Raw genomic sequence first — 16,936 nt, 5'->3', positions numbered from 1 at the left:
TGAGTCAGTAACTGAGGGTTTTACTTGGCTGCTTACTTTTTCCAGAAGAAATCTCGATCTATTTGCTGAGTGCGAATCAGATATTCGAGCTGTTTTAACCGAGTGAAGCCTCTAAATAAGAAAATGTCTTCTGTCATATCAATTTGCTTGAACAAATCGTATAACTGCTTGGCTCCCAGTTCGGCATTCCATTCACATTTGAATCCGGGTAGGGTAGTATTAATTTTCTCGAAAGAAACACGATAACTGCGATTATCTGAACCGCTTTCTCCAAAACTTAATTTACATCCTTCAAAGACATCAGCGATAATTTCTGCAATTTGTTTCACGCGATAATTTTGAGCAGTGTCGCCTACGTTGAAGATTTGGTTGTGAACAATGTCTCGCGGAGATTCCAGGGTGCAAACAATTGCCTTGCAGATGTCAAGAGCATGAACCAAGGGCCGCCAAGGTGTCCCGTCGCTGGTCATCTTGATTTCTTTAGTTGTCCAAGCTAGTCCTGCAAGGTTATTTAAAACAATATCAAAACGCATTCTGGGAGAGGCACCAAAAGCGGTGGCATTCCGCATAAAGGTGGGGGAAAAATCGTCATCAGCTAGGGGTTGGACATCCCGTTCTACGAATGTTTTACATTCTGCATAGGCTGTTTGAGGATTGACGGGAGATTCTTCGGTGACATCGCCTTCAGTAGCAACGCCATAAACACTGCAAGATGACATATAAACGAAGCGACGCACGCCTGCTGATTTAGCTAAATTAGCAAGGCGAACTGAACCTTTGTGGTTAATGTCGTAGGTGATGTTAGGTGAGAGTTGTCCAGCGGGGTCGTTAGAGAGTTCAGCCATGTGAACAATTGCCTCTACACCCTGTAAATCTTCTTCGGTAATCTGCCGCAAATCTTTGTTCAGAGTTTTGGCAGTTAGGTCGGTGGCGTTATAGAGCCAGCCTACTTTGTAGAAGCCTGTATCTAAGCCGATAACTTCATGTCCGCGTTGCATCAAGAGGGGGGCTAATAATGAGCCAAGATAGCCTTCGGTTCCAGTGACAAATATTTTCATTGCTGCTAATCCTATACGCTGATTGCTGATTGTAGATGCTGCGGTTGGGGAAGTTGTTCGACAATTGCTTTGCCGATTTCAATTGAAGAAGTCGCAGCTGGGGAAGGAGCGTTGCAAACGTGGACGGAGTTGTTACCTTTGACTATCAAAAAGTCGTCTACTAGCTTGCCATCGTTCATTAAGGCTTGGGCGCGAACTCCGGCGTGGGTGGGAACAAGATCGGCCGCTTGGACTTCAGGAATTAGCTTTTGCAAACTGCGGACAAAGGCGGCTTTGCTGAAGGAGCGAATTATTTCTTGGATGCCTTCGTCGGCGTGTTTGGCTGCTAGTTTCCAGAAGCCAGGGTAGGTCATGACTTCAGCAAAGTCTCGTAGGTCAAAGTCGGTTTTTTTGTAGCCTTCGCGTTTGAGGCTCAAGACCGCATTTGGCCCTGCGTGGACGCTGCCATCAATCATTTTTGTGAAGTGGACGCCCAGGAACGGAAAGTCTGGGTTGGGAACTGGATAAATTAAGGTTTTGACGAGATAGCGTTTTTCTGGAACCAGTTCGTAGTATTCCCCTCTGAAGGGGACGATTTTGGCTTGGGGATCGACTTGAGAAAGTTTGGCAATGCGATCGCTATGCAGTCCAGCACAGTTTATCGTGCAGCGCGTCTCATAGATACCATTGTTGGTTTCAATTACCTGAGTATCGCCTTTTCCAATAATTTTTTCAACTTTGGTATTTAGACGAAGCTCTCCACCCTGCAACTCGATCAACTCAGCATATTTCCGAGCCACCTCCTTATAGTCGGCAATTCCAGTTGTATAAACTCGAATTCCCGCCACGCAGTTGACATGAGGTTCAATTTCTTTGACTTCTGAAGCGCTAATCTTAGTAACTTTCAGTCCGTTTTCTAAGCCGCGTTTGTAAAGATTTTCTAGTCGCGGCAGTTCTTTTTCTTCTGTCGCAACAATTACCTTGCCGCAAATTTCATGAGCAATGTCATACTCTTGGCAGAATTCCACAATTGAGCGACAACCGTCTCGGCAAAACTTAGCTTTGAAACTCCCTGGCTTGTAGTAAATGCCAGAGTGAATAACACCGCTGTTATTGCCAGTTTGGTGATATGCCCATTTGCTTTCTTTTTCTAGCACTACAATGCCAGCGTTTGGATAGCGTTTGCCCAATGCCATGCCAGTCGAAAGACCAACAATTCCCCCCCCGATGATTGCAAAGTCATACATGGTATTTTTGCACCTGAAACTAAGATGATTGAGAACTATTTAAGAAGTTATAAAGTTTCAGGTATGAGTCATAAGTACCTTGACCGCTCTTAACTTCCAACTCCTAACTCCTAACTATTTTACTACCACACCTTCCAAGGTGCTTTATCACTTTTCCAAAGTTCTTCAAGATAGGTTTTATCACGTAAAGTATCCATCGGCTGCCAAAAACCAGGATGTTTGTAAGCAGCTAGCTGTCCAGAGTCAGCTAGTTTTTCTAATGGCTCTTTTTCCCAAACTGTGGAGTCGCCTCCAATGTAGTCAATTACTTCTGGCTCCAGAACAAAATAACCACCATTTATCCAGGCTCCCTCTCCGTCTTGCTTTTCTCTGAAGCTGACGATTTTATCTTGTTCTTCTCCCAGAGAAAGCGCTCCAAAGCGTCCAGCCGGACGGGTTGCAGTCAATGTTCCTAAAGTCTTTTGTTCTTTGTGAAACTCAATTAATTCTTTAATATTTACACTGCTGACACCATCTCCATAGGTGAAGCAGAAAGTTTCATTGCCAATATGCTCTCTTACTCGCTTCAGCCGCCCACCAGTCATGGAGTTTTCACCTGTATCTACCAATGTGACTCGCCAAGGCTCAGCATATCCGCTATGAACATTCATTTGGTTAAACCGCATATCAAAAGTGACATCGGACATATGCAAGAAGTAGTTGGCAAAATACTCCTTGATTATGTAACCTTTATAACCGCAGCAGATGATGAAGTCATTAATCCCATAGGCAGAGTATGTCTTCATAATGTGCCACAGTATGGGTCTACCACCGATTTCAACCATAGGTTTTGGTTTAATAGTGGTTTCTTCACTTAAACGAGTACCAAGTCCTCCAGCTAGTATCACTGCTTTCATGTATCACCTCATATTTCTCAGGGTTATCGCTAACTTTCGATAGATACACTAGCCCCGCAATTATCTGAGTAAGGTGTGAGGTTAGTTTTCCATGTCACAATTCTAGTGGAAACTCTACAAATGACTGTAAAAATAACGTAAACTACTTACGGATAAATGTGAAGACTTGAAAAAGTTTTTGTAAATAGCCTGATATTTCACTGAATAATATAGTTGTACTTGTAAGTATAATCTCTCGTTCTAAAGAAACCCTTGAGAATGAACTAAGCATTATTGGTGTTGGAGTATCGATATTTACTTAAGTATACTGAAGCCGCTTTTAAGCACATTTTTGCTGCGTACAAGTTATAGGCTTTATTTTTGAGACGCTAGATACAAATCCCCCTTCGCCACCCTTAATAAGGGAGACAAAAAGGGGAGAGTATAGCAATCCTATTTGACTTGTGACCCAGCCCTCCAGATACCCGACTTCTCTAAGAAATCGGGTATCTCGCCTTCACGAATGATTTAGGACTGCTATAGCATCACCAAAAGTAATTAGCAGTACCTTCATTGGTACGCCGCGCTTACTAATGAGTAGTACAATGCTTTAAATAGCTACTGTTGAACTATTTTCGGGCAAAAATTTTCTTTTTTATCAGGCTTCTAGCTCGTCTTGCTTCTCTGCTCACACGCTGCAATAAATTGGGAGTTGTACTGCCATAATAATATCTTTCTAAAACAAGGCTATCAGATTGGGAATCCCGCAAAATAAAATTGGGATGTTTGAGCGGAAATGACATGGCTTCAACAGGCATATTAGCCCGCCAATCATAAATATCTCTGGTATGCGTTGATGTTAAACCAAAGCCAATATTTGAAACTAGATTAACATTAGGCACAACGTACAATCCCTGTTGCAACCAGCAGGAAAGTACCCATTGATAATCCCAAGTATCTGTACGGTTTTCGTGGACAGCTCGAAATACGTTACTCCACCAATCTACAGCACGAGAATCTGATAATATATCCATCAACCATCCCTGATCTCGGACTTCTGGCCAGAGCTTCATTTCAAGATCCATATGTTGCCATGCTCGTCGCCAAGAGGCCCATCCCCATAAATTAGGGAAGAGAGAATAATAGTAGCTGTAATCTGTCCGAGTGCTTCCCTTAAGGAAGTTACTGCCGCTAATTCCCATAATTTTCGGCTCATCTCGGTAATATTCGAGAATTTCTTCACAGAACCGAAAGAAACTGGGATGAGGTACGCAGTCATCTTCTAAGATAATTGCCTCTTCCACATTCTCGAATATCCAGTTTAAGCCAGTGTAAATGCGATCTTTAGCGCTAAGAAAAGTATCAGAGTAATTTTTTAGAATTTCGCAGTCCCAATCAACACGTTCAATAATTGCACGAGCAGCTGCATTTAGTTCAGCTTGGTCTGGTTTGTTAGCTGGGGGAATATTAGAGACTACTAAGAGCTTGAGTGGTTTTGCTTGCCGGATTGCTTCAAATACCTTTTGGGTGGTATCGGGGCGCTTGAAGATAAAAATAGCAACTGGTGTTTTTAGGTGCCAATCAGTCATTGAGTTTCCCCTTTGTGATCGCGTATTTGTTAGCGTTGATTTAAGCAACCTTAATTTTTTTAAAATTACTTAATCCTTGATATGCCTCTTACCTTCTGCATTTCCTCTCAAATCTAGCTTTTAAAAAGTAAAAAGGGCTGAGTAAGCTAGTTAAGAAAAAAGCCATTTCACAGGACGCAACTAGATCATTTTTTACCTGCCATCGATACTTGATTAAATGCAGAGTAGCTCGACGTAGGTTGCCCAGCATAATTCTTACTATAACAATTGGTTTTTGCCAATTTTTAGTATTAATCATCCGCAGTTGACAGATAGAAAAACCAGTTGTACGAATTAAGGAAAGGAGATAATCTTTTTCTAACCGCGATTTTGGTATCAGATGATAAATGTGCATCGTGGGGTTATACCAAATTTCCCAACCTCCTCTATGCAAGTGCAACGATATCTCAAAATCATTACCTCCTCTACCCTGACGAACTAGGCGAGTAGGAACATTTTCAAGCCATGCCTGTTTACGAATAACTAATCCTGCTCCTGGTGGCAAGCTTAAATTTTCTGGATCATATAGATTAGGTTTAGCTCCCCGTTCCTTAATTGCTAAAAAAGATTGGATTCTCTCAAAGTTTTTAGGTGGACTGACTTCAAAATTACCGTGAATTTGTCCGCCATAAGCACCCGCTTTTGGATGTTCTTGCCCAAATAAATAAGCTGCTGCTACCCAGTCAGAGGCGGGTAACGTATCATCATCTAAAAAACCAACGAAGGTGCCTTTAGCTTCCTCGACTGCCCGTTGTCTAGCGAAGGATAGCCCTTGTTGCGCCTCAAAGCAATACTTCAGCGGATAGGGTTGATGATGCCAGTTAGCTTGATAATCTTGAACAACTTTTTTCGTATTGTCATTACTGTTATTATCAACAACGATGATTTCCCAGGAGAAGTGTGCGGTGTTGATTTGTTCGCGCAGTTGCTCTATTACCTTGGCTAAACGGCTTTCCCCGTTGTATGTAGGGATGGCTACTGTGAAGTCAACCATAATTTTTTGCTTATGTGGCGTGTACCCTGTTAAATACCTTGCACGACCTTCTAATGTTATAACCGAATAAATAGCCGTTGAGAAGAATAAAGCTTATGCTTACCAAAAGTTTAGATATATTTAATCGAGCCGCTGCCGAACTGGTTTACCGAGTAGAACTTGTAAAACATAGTGGCAATCTACCGCCACTGTCAGCCAAGGATATGGCAATTGTCGATACTCTCAGGCAGCAAGGAACTTGTGTTACCTCTTTAGATGCTCTCTTAAGTTCTAATACACCAAGACTTCTGAAGGCAGCAGAGAGTCTAGTGCCAGAACTACCAACATCTTCCTATAAAAAAGATAGAAAATACGCGCTTGCCAGTCTAAATCAAATTATGAACCACCCAGATATTTTTCTCTGGGGACTTTTAAAAAAATTCCTTAACATTGTCGAAAATTATATTGGTGTTCCGGTTGCTTATCATGGTGTATCTGTTCGCAAAGATATGCTAGATGGAGAGCAGGTAGGTACTAGGCAATGGCATATAGATATAGAAGATCGCCGTATAGTAAAAATGATTGTTTATTTTAATGATGTGAATGATGAGGGAGGACCATATCAATATATTCCCAAGCAGTTAACTCCCCGAATTCGAGCGTTTAAAAAGGGTTACGGCTTTATTGAGGATAAACTTATAAAAAATTTGGTACCCGAATCAGATTGGATACCATGCACTGGCTCTGCTGGTACAGTAATTTTTACTGACACTTGCAGCATCTACCACCGTGGCAAAGTGCCTGTAAAATCTGAGCGGGTGACGATGTTTTTTTCTTACACTTCTAGACGGCCAAAAAACCCTACCTATTGTAAATCTGGCTTTTCTCATGAGCAGTTGCTCGAAGTTAGTAAAGCACTCTCTCAACATTGGATGGCTCGGAACGCTTTTCTAAAACCTGCACTCCGTTAACTTTCTCAGCTAGAGGAGCCAAAGGCGTTCTAAATACTCCTACCTGGTAGTCATCTCCTAAAGCATAAAAAGGTGGATACTTGGCAAAATCGTAAGTTTCGTTTTCTTCTAATTCATAGGTGTTTTCGTCAAACTTAATCCGTCCCCAATACCCAGTATTTCTAGGTAGGCAACCTGCCAAAAATGTCGTCCATCTTTGCGTTTCATTAGAAGATTTTGTGTAGTCTAGACGACCGTCAGCTCCTTGTTCCCGCAGGCAACTAAGGTTCTTCAGATATCCCTGAGACATCCACTTTTCCAGCAGCACCGGACTTGCTGCGTGCAGTCCAATAGCAACAACCGGATTTCGATTCTTCATATTTGAGTAGCCTTTATTCTCGGAGGGTGGATACTTTTCTATCTGACAGTGAGGGCAAGAAATTCAGAGTTTCTTTAAACTCCAATATTTTAGCTCGCCCAATTTCTAAATATCTATTTTTCAAAAGGAAAAAAGGACTAATCAAGCTAGATAACAGGAACTCGCGTTCGCAAGCCACAATTATATCGCTGTTAATTGTGTCTTTGCCTCTGTGTTTAATCAGGTGAAGTATCAACCTGCGGAGGTCATTTAGCAGGTAAATGGGAACCGCCAAAGGTTGCTGCCAATTCTTCAAACCGAGCAGCCGAATGTGATACCGGCTTAAACCTATGCAGCGAATTAAAGAAAGTAGATAATCTTTTTCTAAACGCCACCTAGGAATTTTATGCTGTACGCGCATTTCGGGGTTGTACCAGATTTCCCAGCCTGCTAGCTGGATATGCAGTACGGCTTCTAAATCTTCGCTAGCTAACTTAGCTTCTCGACCTTTGTGATTGAGAACTAGGTGCTTGGGAACGTTAGCAAGCCAAGCTTTTCTGCGCACAACTAACCCAGCACCAGGCGGTAAAAGCTTTTTGTCAGGTTCGTAGCGATTTGATAAAGAGCCTCGCTCCACTAATGCGAAAAAACAAGCGATTTTCTGAAAATTCTCTGGCGGCTCTACTTCAAAGAAGCCTTGGACTTGGCTACCGTAGGCTCCCGCCTCTTGGTGCGCTTGACCAAACGCATAAGCTGCGGCAACCCAGTTTAAATCCGGCAAGTTATCATCATCAAGAAAGCCAATGAATTCTCCTTGAGCTTCTTCCACAGCCCGTTGTCGCGCAAAGGCTGCCCCTTGCTCGGTTTCTAAATAATACTTTAAGGGAATGCTTGCTTGCCAGTTGGATTGATACTCTTGAACAACCTTCGCTGTATGGTCGGTGCTGTTGTTATCAATAACGATGATTTCCCAGGAAAATTGTTCTGTATTGAGCTGTTCTTGCAGTAGATGCAGAACTTCAGGTAAACGATCTCCACCGTTGTACGTTGGGATGGCTACTGTAAAGTTAACCATAATTTGTTCTTGGGGTTAGGGATGGTTTGTGTACGGTTTGATGTTCTGGTAAACCCAATTTCTAAACCGAAGCTGTGTAAGATTTTTCTCTACAGTGGTGTTTCTAAAGAATATTTTTTAGCTTGCCTTTACTGTAGCATCGCACTAAGTATTTTCCCTGATATTACTTACGTTGTGAACACCGGGCAACTGCGAATGTGCGGGACATCCTTTTTGTAGCCGCCAGTTAAATCAGGGAATTACGTAATTATAGTATCATCTCAGAGTTTGTACACAAACTACCGAAAGCAAAACTTAATTAAAATAACTAACTGGCAATTTTGCCTCACTTTTTACTGAATCTTTGTAATGTCTTGTTTTTGCTACTAAGATTATAAAATTTAGATTAAGCTAAGAGCTGATTTATGAAGTAAATATAAAGACAGTGGTATAGATAGTAATGCAGCCAATACCATATGTTGATGTTACAATTCGGCTCAGACCATGACGAGCAAAGCCTATAAAAGCGACATCACAGATGCACAGTGGCAGCTAATTGAATCCTTAATTCCACCAGCCAAAACCGGAGGGTATCCGCGAACTGTCAATCTACGTGAAGTCGTCAATGGGATTTTCTACGTACTACGCACGGGATGTTCTTGGGAAATGCTTCCACATGACCTACCCCCCTGCTCAACAGTTTACTTTTACTTTCGTCGTTGGCAGAAAACTGGAGTCTGGCAACAGATGAATCATCACCTGCGGCAAAAGGTTCGTCAACAAGTGGATAGAGACCCTCAACCAAGTGCAGCAATTGCTGATAGCCAGTCAGTCAAAACGACAGAAAAAAGGGGGAGGTGTACGGCTTCGATGGGGGTAAGTTAGTTAAAGGACGCAAACGCCACATCATTGTAGACACTCAAGGATTGCTGCTGAGTGTAGTCGTAACTCAAGCAAAGGGTCAAGACCGAGTGGGAGCGGCAGGGGCACTGATGGAGGAGACTTGTGAGTCTTCCCGTTTGGAATTAATTTGGGTTGACCAGGGCTATAGTGGTAAACACTTCGCTGGTGCTGTCGCCAGCATCTGTTGTGCCGAGGTGGAGGTGGTCAAACGTACAGAATCTGAGTTTAGGATTTTACCAAGACGGTGGGTAGTAGAACGTACATGATTGTTGGTTAGGACGCTATCGCCGTCTCAGCAAGGATTATGAACTACTGCCAGAGGTCAGTGAGGCAATGATTTATGGCGCTATGGTACAACTGATGCTCAACCGTCTCACCTCTTAATCAAAACTTTATAAATCAGCTCTAACTTGGTCTTCTAGAAACAAAGCCAAGACTTTATGGAGTATAAAAACATATAAAATGAAAATCATCTCCAAAGGCGATCGCATTTAGCGGTAGTGATATTCAATGATCAAAGCATTGTACGGTAGGGGGTGAAAGTGGATATATCACTACTTCTATACCACTACCCATTTAGTTTTGTAGGGAAGGGAGCTAAAAAAGGAAAAATGCAAAAAATTAATTCTTCACTTTTTCCTTTTTAGTCCTCAATCCCAAATCCTTAGTTCAGTACCCAGTTCACCAAAGTACGAACGCCGTAACCCGTAGCACCAGCATTGTTAACGCCGTTTTCCTTATCCGCCCAAACCGGGCCGGCAATGTCCAGGTGCGCCCAAGGAGTTTCCTTGACGAACTCCTTCAAGAATAAAGCCGCAGTAATCGAACCACCTGGACGAGGGCCAGTATTCTTCATATCGGCAATCTGTGACTTGAGTCCTTCAAAGTATTTCTCTTCCATAGGCATCCGCCACAGCTTTTCCCCAGCCATTTCCGAAGCCTTCAGCAACTCGTTGGCAACTGCATCGTCTGGACTCCACAACCCAGCAATATCGTCGCCCAGTGCAATTACGCAGGCACCTGTAAGTGTAGCTAAGTCAACAATAGCGTCAACGCCCAACTTTTCCGTAAATACCAGTGCATCCGCCAAAGTCAATCGACCTTCGGCATCGGTATTGTTAACTTCAATCGTTTTGCCGTTGGAAGCTTTGAGGACATCGCCTGGGTGCATAGCGTGACCGCTAATCATATTCTCAGTCACAGCAGAGATAAAGTGGACTTCCACATCTGGCTTCAACTGACCGATAGCCTTAGCAGCGCCAAGCGTGGCGGCACCACCACCCATATCCATCTTCATAGTCTCGATGCCGCTTCCAGCACCTTTAATGTTAAGACCACCAGAATCGAAGGTAAGACCTTTGCCGACAATTGCCAATTTCCGGCGGGGCGTTCCTTCTGGTTTGTAGGTGAGGTGGATGAACTTGGGGGGCATATCAGAAGCTTTAGCAACAGCTAAAAATGCCCCCATGCCAAGTTGTTCACACTCTTGTTGTTCCAGAATTTCTAATTGTAGACCGTGTTCTGCTGCGATCGCTTGTGCAGTTTCGGCCATAGTTATCGGCGTACACTCATTCGCTGGTGCTGCTACCAGTTCCCGCGCCAAAATCACGCCATCAGCGATCGCTTTAGCGCGATTAATTGCCGACTCTTGACCGGGCAACGAGAGTAAATCAACACGTTCTAGCTGCACATCTTTGTCTTCCGGTTCAGACTTAAACCGATTATCCTTATGTAAAGCTAAGAAGATGCCTTGCGCGATCGCACTCGCACTCGCCTCTGCATCCTGATTCCACACTGGCAGACTAACCCCCAGAGTTTTGCACTTTTCCTTTCTCGCTAACCGGGCAACAACAGCACCAGCCCGCCGCCAAGTTTCCAGCTTCAAAGCCTCTGGTTTACCCAATCCCACCAACATAATTTTGCGGATAGGGCTACTTCCACCAACGCGAGTTACAGCGCTACTGCCTTCTTTTCCCTTAAATTCCGTCTCTTCAATCAATTCCTTGATAGTCCCGGCGAGTTTTTCATCCAGCGCCGCCAAATCGCCAGTTATCTCCAATCCGTCCTCAAATAGCCCAACAGCGAGGGCATCCCCAGACCAGTCCAAACGTGGCGTATCAGTCGATCGAAATTCCATTCCTGTGTTCTGCTGATTGTTTACCTGTATTAGTTACCAGTATCGATCAAAATCAAAAGCCAGGTTTTTGTAACGTTCCCTTACAGGGTTGCCCCAAGTCAGGTAATTTTCGCCAGAGTATCAGCTAACTGGGAAACTTTGATTAAAATGCTAGAGTCTCAGGGAATTTGATTCAGACGTGGCGGAAAAGAAGCGATGTTGAAGCAGCGGAAAACCCAAATTTCTCTGGCTGTAGGGGCAGGATTACTTGCCCTAGTAGCTGGGGCAACTCTGTCAGTACCACAATTGACCAGTTTGTTAGGGAAATTGATGGTTAATATTCAGCCTCAGGAGCAGTCAAGCCAGAATCAGGGGAGCCAATCTGCTCCTTCGGTTTTGCCATTAGCGTCGCTCCCGGCGGCGCAGCGGGAAGCACAACTCGAAGCGATCGCCTCCAGCAATCAATCCATCGAGCGTAACCGCGCCCGTTATCTTTTGGCTAGCGATTTGATTGACTCTAAGCAAGGCAAAAAGGCGCTCAAACTGCTGGAAGGATTAGAGTCAGACTATCCAGTTATGGCACCCTATATTGCCTTAAAACGCGCTCAAGCTTACGAACTGGCTGGTGACACTCAAGCGCAGACGACTAGGCAGAATTTAGTCAAACAGTATCCCGACTCACCAGCAGCAGCCGAAGCACTGTATGTGTTGGGTAAAAAGAATCCGAAATATTGGGACAGTGCGATCGCATCCTTCCCCAGCCATCCCCGCACCGTGGAAATTGTGCGTACTAGGTTGAGCAAAAATCCTAATCAGCCGCAGTTGCTCTTAATGTTAGTAAAATACGCTGGGAAGGAGCCGGGAATTTTTGCCGTACAAGATCGGCTAGTTACCCTGGATGCTGCTGCCAAGAAACAAGGCACAACCCTGCTAAAACCCGAAGATTGGGAAGCGATCGCATTTAACTACTGGGAAAACCGCAGTTATGAAAAAGCCAGCATCGCCTATGCTCGCGCACCCCAAACTGCCCGTAACGCTTATCGCGCCGCCAGAGGGCTACAACTTTCCGGCAAAACACCACAAGCCAGAATTGCCTACTCATCCTTAATCTCTAAATTCCCCGATGCCGAAGAAACTGGACTCGGCTTACGGCGTTTGGCAGAATTAGTCAAACCCCTAGAAGCATTACCCTACCTAGATCGCGTTATCAGCAACTTTCCCGACGAAGCAGGTGAAGCACTCCTAGCCAAGTCCAAAATCCTCGAACAACTGGGAAGCTCTCAATCAGCCTCCGACGCGAGGCAATTGATGCTAACTAAATATGCCAGTTCCGACATAGCCGCAGAATATCGGTGGAAAGTAGCTCAACAACAGGCACAGCTAGGAGATTTCCGGGAAGCCTGGAAATGGGCGCAACCCATCACAATCAACAATCCCGATAACATTTTGGCTCCCAGGGCCGGCTTTTGGGTCGGCAAATGGGCAACTAAGTTGGGGAAACAGCAGGAAGCGAAAGCAGCTTTTGAACACGTACTAGCTAAGTATCCCCAATCCTACTATGCGTGGCGTTCTGCCGTCTTATTAGGCTGGGATGTGGGAGACTTTACCACCGTGCGTCAGTTGTCCCCGCAAGTAGTGCGACCCATCGAACACCCAGTCTTACCTGCTGGCTCCGAAAAGTTAAAAGAGTTGTACCAGCTAGGTCAACACCGGGATGCTTGGATGCTTTGGCAAGCCGAATTCCAAAACCGGATGCAGCCCACCGTTGCCGAACAATTTACTGAAGGCATCATGCAGCTAGGATTAGGCAACTACCTGAAGGGAATCTCTTATATTTCTACTCTCGAAGACCGTGAAACACCCGCCGAACTAGAGGAATACAAAGCTTTCAGGCAACAACCCGTTTACTGGCACAGTCTCTATCCTTTCCCATATCTGGAAATTATCGAAAGCTGGGCGCAACAGCGTCAGCTCAATCCTCTACTCGTAACAGCTTTAATTCGTCAGGAGTCGCGGTTTGAAAGTAAAATCCGTTCTGTTGCTGGTGCCGTTGGTTTAATGCAAGTGATGCCAGGAACAGGTAAGTGGGTTGCCGAAAAAATTGGAATTAAGCAATTTAATACGGAAAATCCCAACGATAACGTAAAATTGGGAACTTGGTTTCTTGACTTCACCCACAAGGAATATAACAACAACTCCCTGTTAGCCGTTGCTAGTTACAATGCCGGCCCTGGTAATGTCTCGAAATGGCTTAAGCAAAAAGGGTCTATCGATCCAGATGAATTTGTCGAAGAAATACCTTTTGATGAAACAAAGGGTTATGTCAGACAAGTTTTTGGTAACTATTGGAATTATCTGAGGTTGTATAATCCAGAAGTTTCTAAGTTAGTAGAAAAACACTCAGGCGTTCAGATACTGCGCTAAACAATTAAAGATAAAAAATTCAAGGGTGAATGTAGGGACATGGTATTACTAGGTATTACCATGTCCCTATTTTTCGGTTAGTGTTGTGAACCTCCAAGCTCCCCCAAGAAGGTTTTAAAAGGGGCTTTTAGAAGTATCACCCTCATTTTCATAGAGTACAGGTGCGTCCATCGCGAAGCTAGAGGGATCAGCCCTTAACCGTACAGTATTGTTTGCCTACAGCATGACACTTTCTTAAAAGTCACACATCACGTAACCATAGATTTTAATCTGTGGTAATTTATCGATTCTGGTAAAAACTGTTAGTCTTAATTTTTTTTAACAAGAAATTTAGGAGGACACCACTTTTGACAGAGGCTTGTTACCAATATTTTGCCTAGAGCAGCTTAATGCAATGTTTTGTAATCGGTTTCTCACTTAAATCGATTATCCTGGTTTAAAGAGTGTTCCATGCCTTCGGCTATGTGCCAGCAGCCGTAGCACAGAGATCATTAATTCACATTTGCCAGCTAATTTACAGCGTTCTGCACTTGTGTTTTTTTGCTGATTGTGCATAAAAAGCTGCTGAAGCAAGCACAAGCTATTCTTATTCAGAGTCTGAGGTTTTTCCAATCCACAGGATGATTTTGCGAATAGGGCTATCGACACCCAGCCGCATTATGGCATTGCGGACTTGTTGGGCTTTCAATTTAGTTTCTGGAATCAGTTCCTGCAAGGTACTACTGAGGTCTTCAGGCAGCTGTGTCACATTTCCGGTCAATTCCACCGCCTTTTTTTACAATCCAATTGCTAGGGCATCTCCCAAGAAAAATCAAACGCGGCGGAGCAGTAGCGTTAAATTTCAGCGTTTTGTTAATCAAGGATATTTGTGAGTGTTAGTCAGCGATCGCATAATCGCAAAAAGGCTCACCTTGGAGGTAAGAGGACTGGTTCAAAGCTTGACAAAGGGATAGCACTAACAACCACCGAATCCCAAAAAAGAGAGATGGATGTCCGTCGCACGGAGGTTATATGAGAAGGTCACGTCCTATTTTTGCCCGGAAAAACTCGCGTCTGGTTTTTTCGCGAGCCAACCAATCAAGAAGGAAAAATCAAGTCGTCCTGGCTGCCGTTGCGGGATTAAGTGCCTTGGTGATTGGCACAACCATGTTACCCAAGAAGTATAGCGGCTGGCTGGAGGGATTGGTCACTTGGGTTCCTTTCCAGGTTCAAAACAGCTTGTTAATGCGGGAAAATGACGACTCAGCTGTTGCCCGTTTAGTATCGCTACCAGCAGAAGAGCGGACATCGCAACTAGAAGCGATCGCTAACGGAAAATTATCTCTTGACCGCAGTCGCGCCCGCTATATGTTGGCTAGCGATGCAATTGCTGCAAAGCAAGGTGAAAAGGCACTCTCCCACTTAAAAGCCCTAGAGCATCAATATCCGGTTTTATCCGGACATATTCTCCTCAAACGAGCGCAAGCTTACGAACTTACTGGCGACAAAGGTAAAGCCAAACAAACTTGGGAAGAGTTGGCACGCCATTCTAAAGAACCCGTGGCAGCTGAAGCTTTATATGCACTAGGGAAGACAGATAAAGAATATTGGCAGCAAGCAATTGAGGAATTCGAGAGCCATCCTCGCACCCTGGAAATAGCACGGTCTTTGCTCAAAGAAAATCCCAATCAGCCGGAATTGATGCTGTTGCTGGCGAGATACGCCTTTGACACACCCTCCATTACCTCCGTGCTAGACAAATTAGTTGGTTATCCGGACGCGATCAAGCCGGAAGACTGGGAAGCGATCGCTCTAGCCTACTGGGGAAACCAGAAATACGGTCAAGCCAGCGCCGCTTATGCTAATGCCCCTCGCACACCCAAGAACGCCTACCTCGCCGCTAGGGGACTCCAGCTAGCCGAAAAGAAACCACAAGCAGTCCGCGCCTATAAACAAATGGTGCAGGACTTCCCCAAAGCCGAAGAAACCGCAACAGCTCTGATCCAAATTGCCAAAATGGGCCCCGCGATAGAAGCGGTACCTTATCTCGACCAAGTTATTAATCAATTCCCCGATCGAGCTGGCGAAGCACTGGTATTAGAAGCTTCCGTTCTCGATAGTCTCAAAAGTTCCGAGGGAGCCGCCGCAGCTCGTCAAACATTATTAACCAAATATGGCGATTCCGATGCAGCCGCACAATATCGCTGGAAAATGGCTCAAAGTAGGGCAAGAGCTAAAGATTACCAAAGCGCCTGGAAATGGGCAAAACAAATTGCCACCGAAAATTCTGATAGCGAGTTAGGTCGTCAAGCCACCTTTTGGACGGGTAAATGGGCTAAAAAGCTAGGAAAACAGCAGGAGGCGAAACAGGCTTTTGAGCAGGTGGTGACTAAGTACCCACAGTCTTACTATGCGTGGCGGTCTGCTGTGCATCTGGGCTGGGATGCGGGAGATTTTTCTACAGTACGCAAGCTAGATCCTAAAGTAAATTGGCCTGCCAAGCGACCAGTTCTACCTGTAGGTTCTGCGACTTTACAAGAACTTTACCAGCTGGGTCAAGACAAAGATGCTTGGACACTCTGGCAAGCGGAATACAAAAACCGGGTCAAGCCAAGTGTGGCAGAACAATTTACCGATGGTTTAATCAGACTCGCCAAAGGGGATCGCCTTCAAGGAATCTCTAAAATATCTAGCCTGGAAGACCGCGAAACACCAGAAGAACAAGCTCAGTACGAAACTTTACGGCAACAGAAGGCTTACTGGCAAGCTCTCTATCCCTTGCCTTATATCGAAACTATTGAAACTTGGTCTTCCAAGCATCAACTCAATCCCCTGCTCGTCCTCTCTGTGATCCGCCAAGAGTCAAGGTTTGAGCCAAAAATTCGTTCTTCTGCTGGCGCTATGGGTTTGATGCAGATAATACCAGCAACAGGTAAATCGGTTGCCCAAAAAATGGGAGTTAAGCAATATAAACTTGACAACCCCAAAGACAATATCAAGTTAGGCACCTGGGCTTTGGATGAAATGCACGATCGCTACAAGAATAATTCCCTCTACGCGATCGCTAGTTACAATGCTGGTTCCACGATTATATCGAAGTGGTTGGGCGAAAGAAGTTTCAGCGATCCAGACGAATTTGTGGAAAATATTCCCTTTGAAGAAACCCAAGGTTACGTCAAAAACGTGTTTGGCAACTACTGGAACTACCTGCGCCTGTACAATCCAGAAGTTTCCAACCAAGTAGCAAAATACGCCGATGGTCAGCCAACCGCGCTAAAAAAATAAAAAATCGGGACTGGGTTAGCATCTTCTCAATCACGTTTTTCCCCATTTTTTAATCACCCAGATAGCAAGACATAGATAAAATAGTCAACAAATACTGAAACCAACCC

General features: G+C 44.4%; 12 protein-coding genes and 1 pseudogene. 4 read left to right on the top strand and 9 right to left on the bottom strand.

Annotated elements, in window-relative coordinates; all coding sequences use genetic code 11:
- Positions 1-32 precede the first annotated feature (32 nt).
- From H6F66_RS06735 to hpsE (H6F66_RS06715), 5 genes are all read right to left on the bottom strand, one after another.
- Positions 33-1,058, bottom strand: a complete 1,026-nt coding sequence (locus H6F66_RS06735) for an SDR family oxidoreductase (RefSeq protein WP_190419524.1) — start codon at positions 1,056-1,058, stop codon at positions 33-35.
- A gap of 11 nt (positions 1,059-1,069) precedes the next feature.
- On the bottom strand, positions 1,070-2,284 hold the full coding sequence (gene lhgO / locus H6F66_RS06730) for an L-2-hydroxyglutarate oxidase (RefSeq protein WP_190419522.1): 1,215 nt from the start codon (positions 2,282-2,284) through the stop codon (positions 1,070-1,072).
- Positions 2,285-2,406: 122 nt separating this feature from the next.
- Positions 2,407-3,180: a glucose-1-phosphate cytidylyltransferase gene (rfbF, locus tag H6F66_RS06725; RefSeq protein ID WP_190419520.1), complete on the bottom strand. Its 774-nt coding sequence runs from the start codon at positions 3,178-3,180 to the stop codon at positions 2,407-2,409.
- 608 nt (positions 3,181-3,788) lie between these two features.
- Positions 3,789-4,748: a glycosyltransferase family 2 protein gene (locus H6F66_RS06720; protein WP_190419518.1), complete on the bottom strand. Its 960-nt coding sequence runs from the start codon at positions 4,746-4,748 to the stop codon at positions 3,789-3,791.
- An 88-nt stretch (positions 4,749-4,836) separates the two neighbouring features.
- Positions 4,837-5,781 carry a hormogonium polysaccharide biosynthesis glycosyltransferase HpsE gene (gene hpsE, locus H6F66_RS06715; protein WP_190419516.1) on the bottom strand — a complete coding sequence of 315 codons (945 nt, stop codon included), beginning with the start codon at positions 5,779-5,781 and terminating at the stop codon, positions 4,837-4,839.
- Between the two features lie 95 nt (positions 5,782-5,876).
- On the opposite strand from hpsE (H6F66_RS06715), the gene H6F66_RS06710 reads away from it, so the two are divergent.
- On the top strand, positions 5,877-6,731 hold the full coding sequence (locus tag H6F66_RS06710) for a 2OG-Fe(II) oxygenase (protein WP_190419514.1): 855 nt from the start codon (positions 5,877-5,879) through the stop codon (positions 6,729-6,731).
- Here H6F66_RS06710 and H6F66_RS06705 read toward each other — a convergent pair.
- Together H6F66_RS06705 and hpsE (H6F66_RS06700) are read right to left on the bottom strand one after the other, a co-directional pair.
- A complete protein-coding gene (locus H6F66_RS06705; protein WP_190419512.1) occupies positions 6,667-7,089 on the bottom strand; it encodes a hypothetical protein in 423 nt (140 codons plus the stop codon). The two genes, H6F66_RS06710 and H6F66_RS06705, sit on opposite strands and share 65 nt — an antisense overlap.
- Before the next feature lie 13 nt (positions 7,090-7,102).
- Positions 7,103-8,143, bottom strand: a complete 1,041-nt coding sequence (gene hpsE, locus H6F66_RS06700) for a hormogonium polysaccharide biosynthesis glycosyltransferase HpsE (protein ID WP_190419510.1) — start codon at positions 8,141-8,143, stop codon at positions 7,103-7,105.
- Between the two features lie 483 nt (positions 8,144-8,626).
- Here hpsE (H6F66_RS06700) and H6F66_RS06695 point away from each other — a divergent pair.
- Positions 8,627-9,409 (top strand): annotated as a pseudogene (locus tag H6F66_RS06695) (IS5 family transposase).
- A 280-nt stretch (positions 9,410-9,689) separates the two neighbouring features.
- Here the strand turns inward: H6F66_RS06695 and H6F66_RS06690 are convergent.
- Positions 9,690-11,162 (bottom strand): leucyl aminopeptidase, encoded by a 1,473-nt coding sequence (locus tag H6F66_RS06690; protein ID WP_190419508.1) that lies wholly within the window; start codon positions 11,160-11,162, stop codon positions 9,690-9,692.
- Between the two features lie 195 nt (positions 11,163-11,357).
- Here H6F66_RS06690 and H6F66_RS06685 point away from each other — a divergent pair, with 195 nt between their 5' ends.
- Positions 11,358-13,565 (top strand): transglycosylase SLT domain-containing protein, encoded by a 2,208-nt coding sequence (locus H6F66_RS06685; RefSeq protein WP_190419506.1) that lies wholly within the window; start codon positions 11,358-11,360, stop codon positions 13,563-13,565.
- 586 nt (positions 13,566-14,151) lie between these two features.
- Here H6F66_RS06685 and H6F66_RS06680 read toward each other — a convergent pair.
- The gene (locus tag H6F66_RS06680; protein ID WP_190419504.1) at positions 14,152-14,313 is read right to left on the bottom strand and encodes a hypothetical protein; all 162 of its coding nucleotides are present in this window, start codon (positions 14,311-14,313) and stop codon (positions 14,152-14,154) included.
- Positions 14,314-14,576: 263 nt separating this feature from the next.
- On the opposite strand from H6F66_RS06680, the gene H6F66_RS06675 reads away from it, so the two are divergent.
- On the top strand, positions 14,577-16,829 hold the full coding sequence (locus H6F66_RS06675) for a transglycosylase SLT domain-containing protein (protein WP_190419502.1): 2,253 nt from the start codon (positions 14,577-14,579) through the stop codon (positions 16,827-16,829).
- The last annotated feature ends 107 nt before the right edge of the window (positions 16,830-16,936 follow it).

Origin of the sequence: Trichocoleus sp. FACHB-6 (assembly GCF_014695815.1) — a bacterium.
Taxonomy (GTDB): domain Bacteria; phylum Cyanobacteriota; class Cyanobacteriia; order Cyanobacteriales; family FACHB-T130; genus Funiculus; species Funiculus sociatus.
The sequence above is the reverse complement of the archived record's forward strand: the minus strand, read 5'-3'. Positions and strand labels throughout refer to the sequence as shown.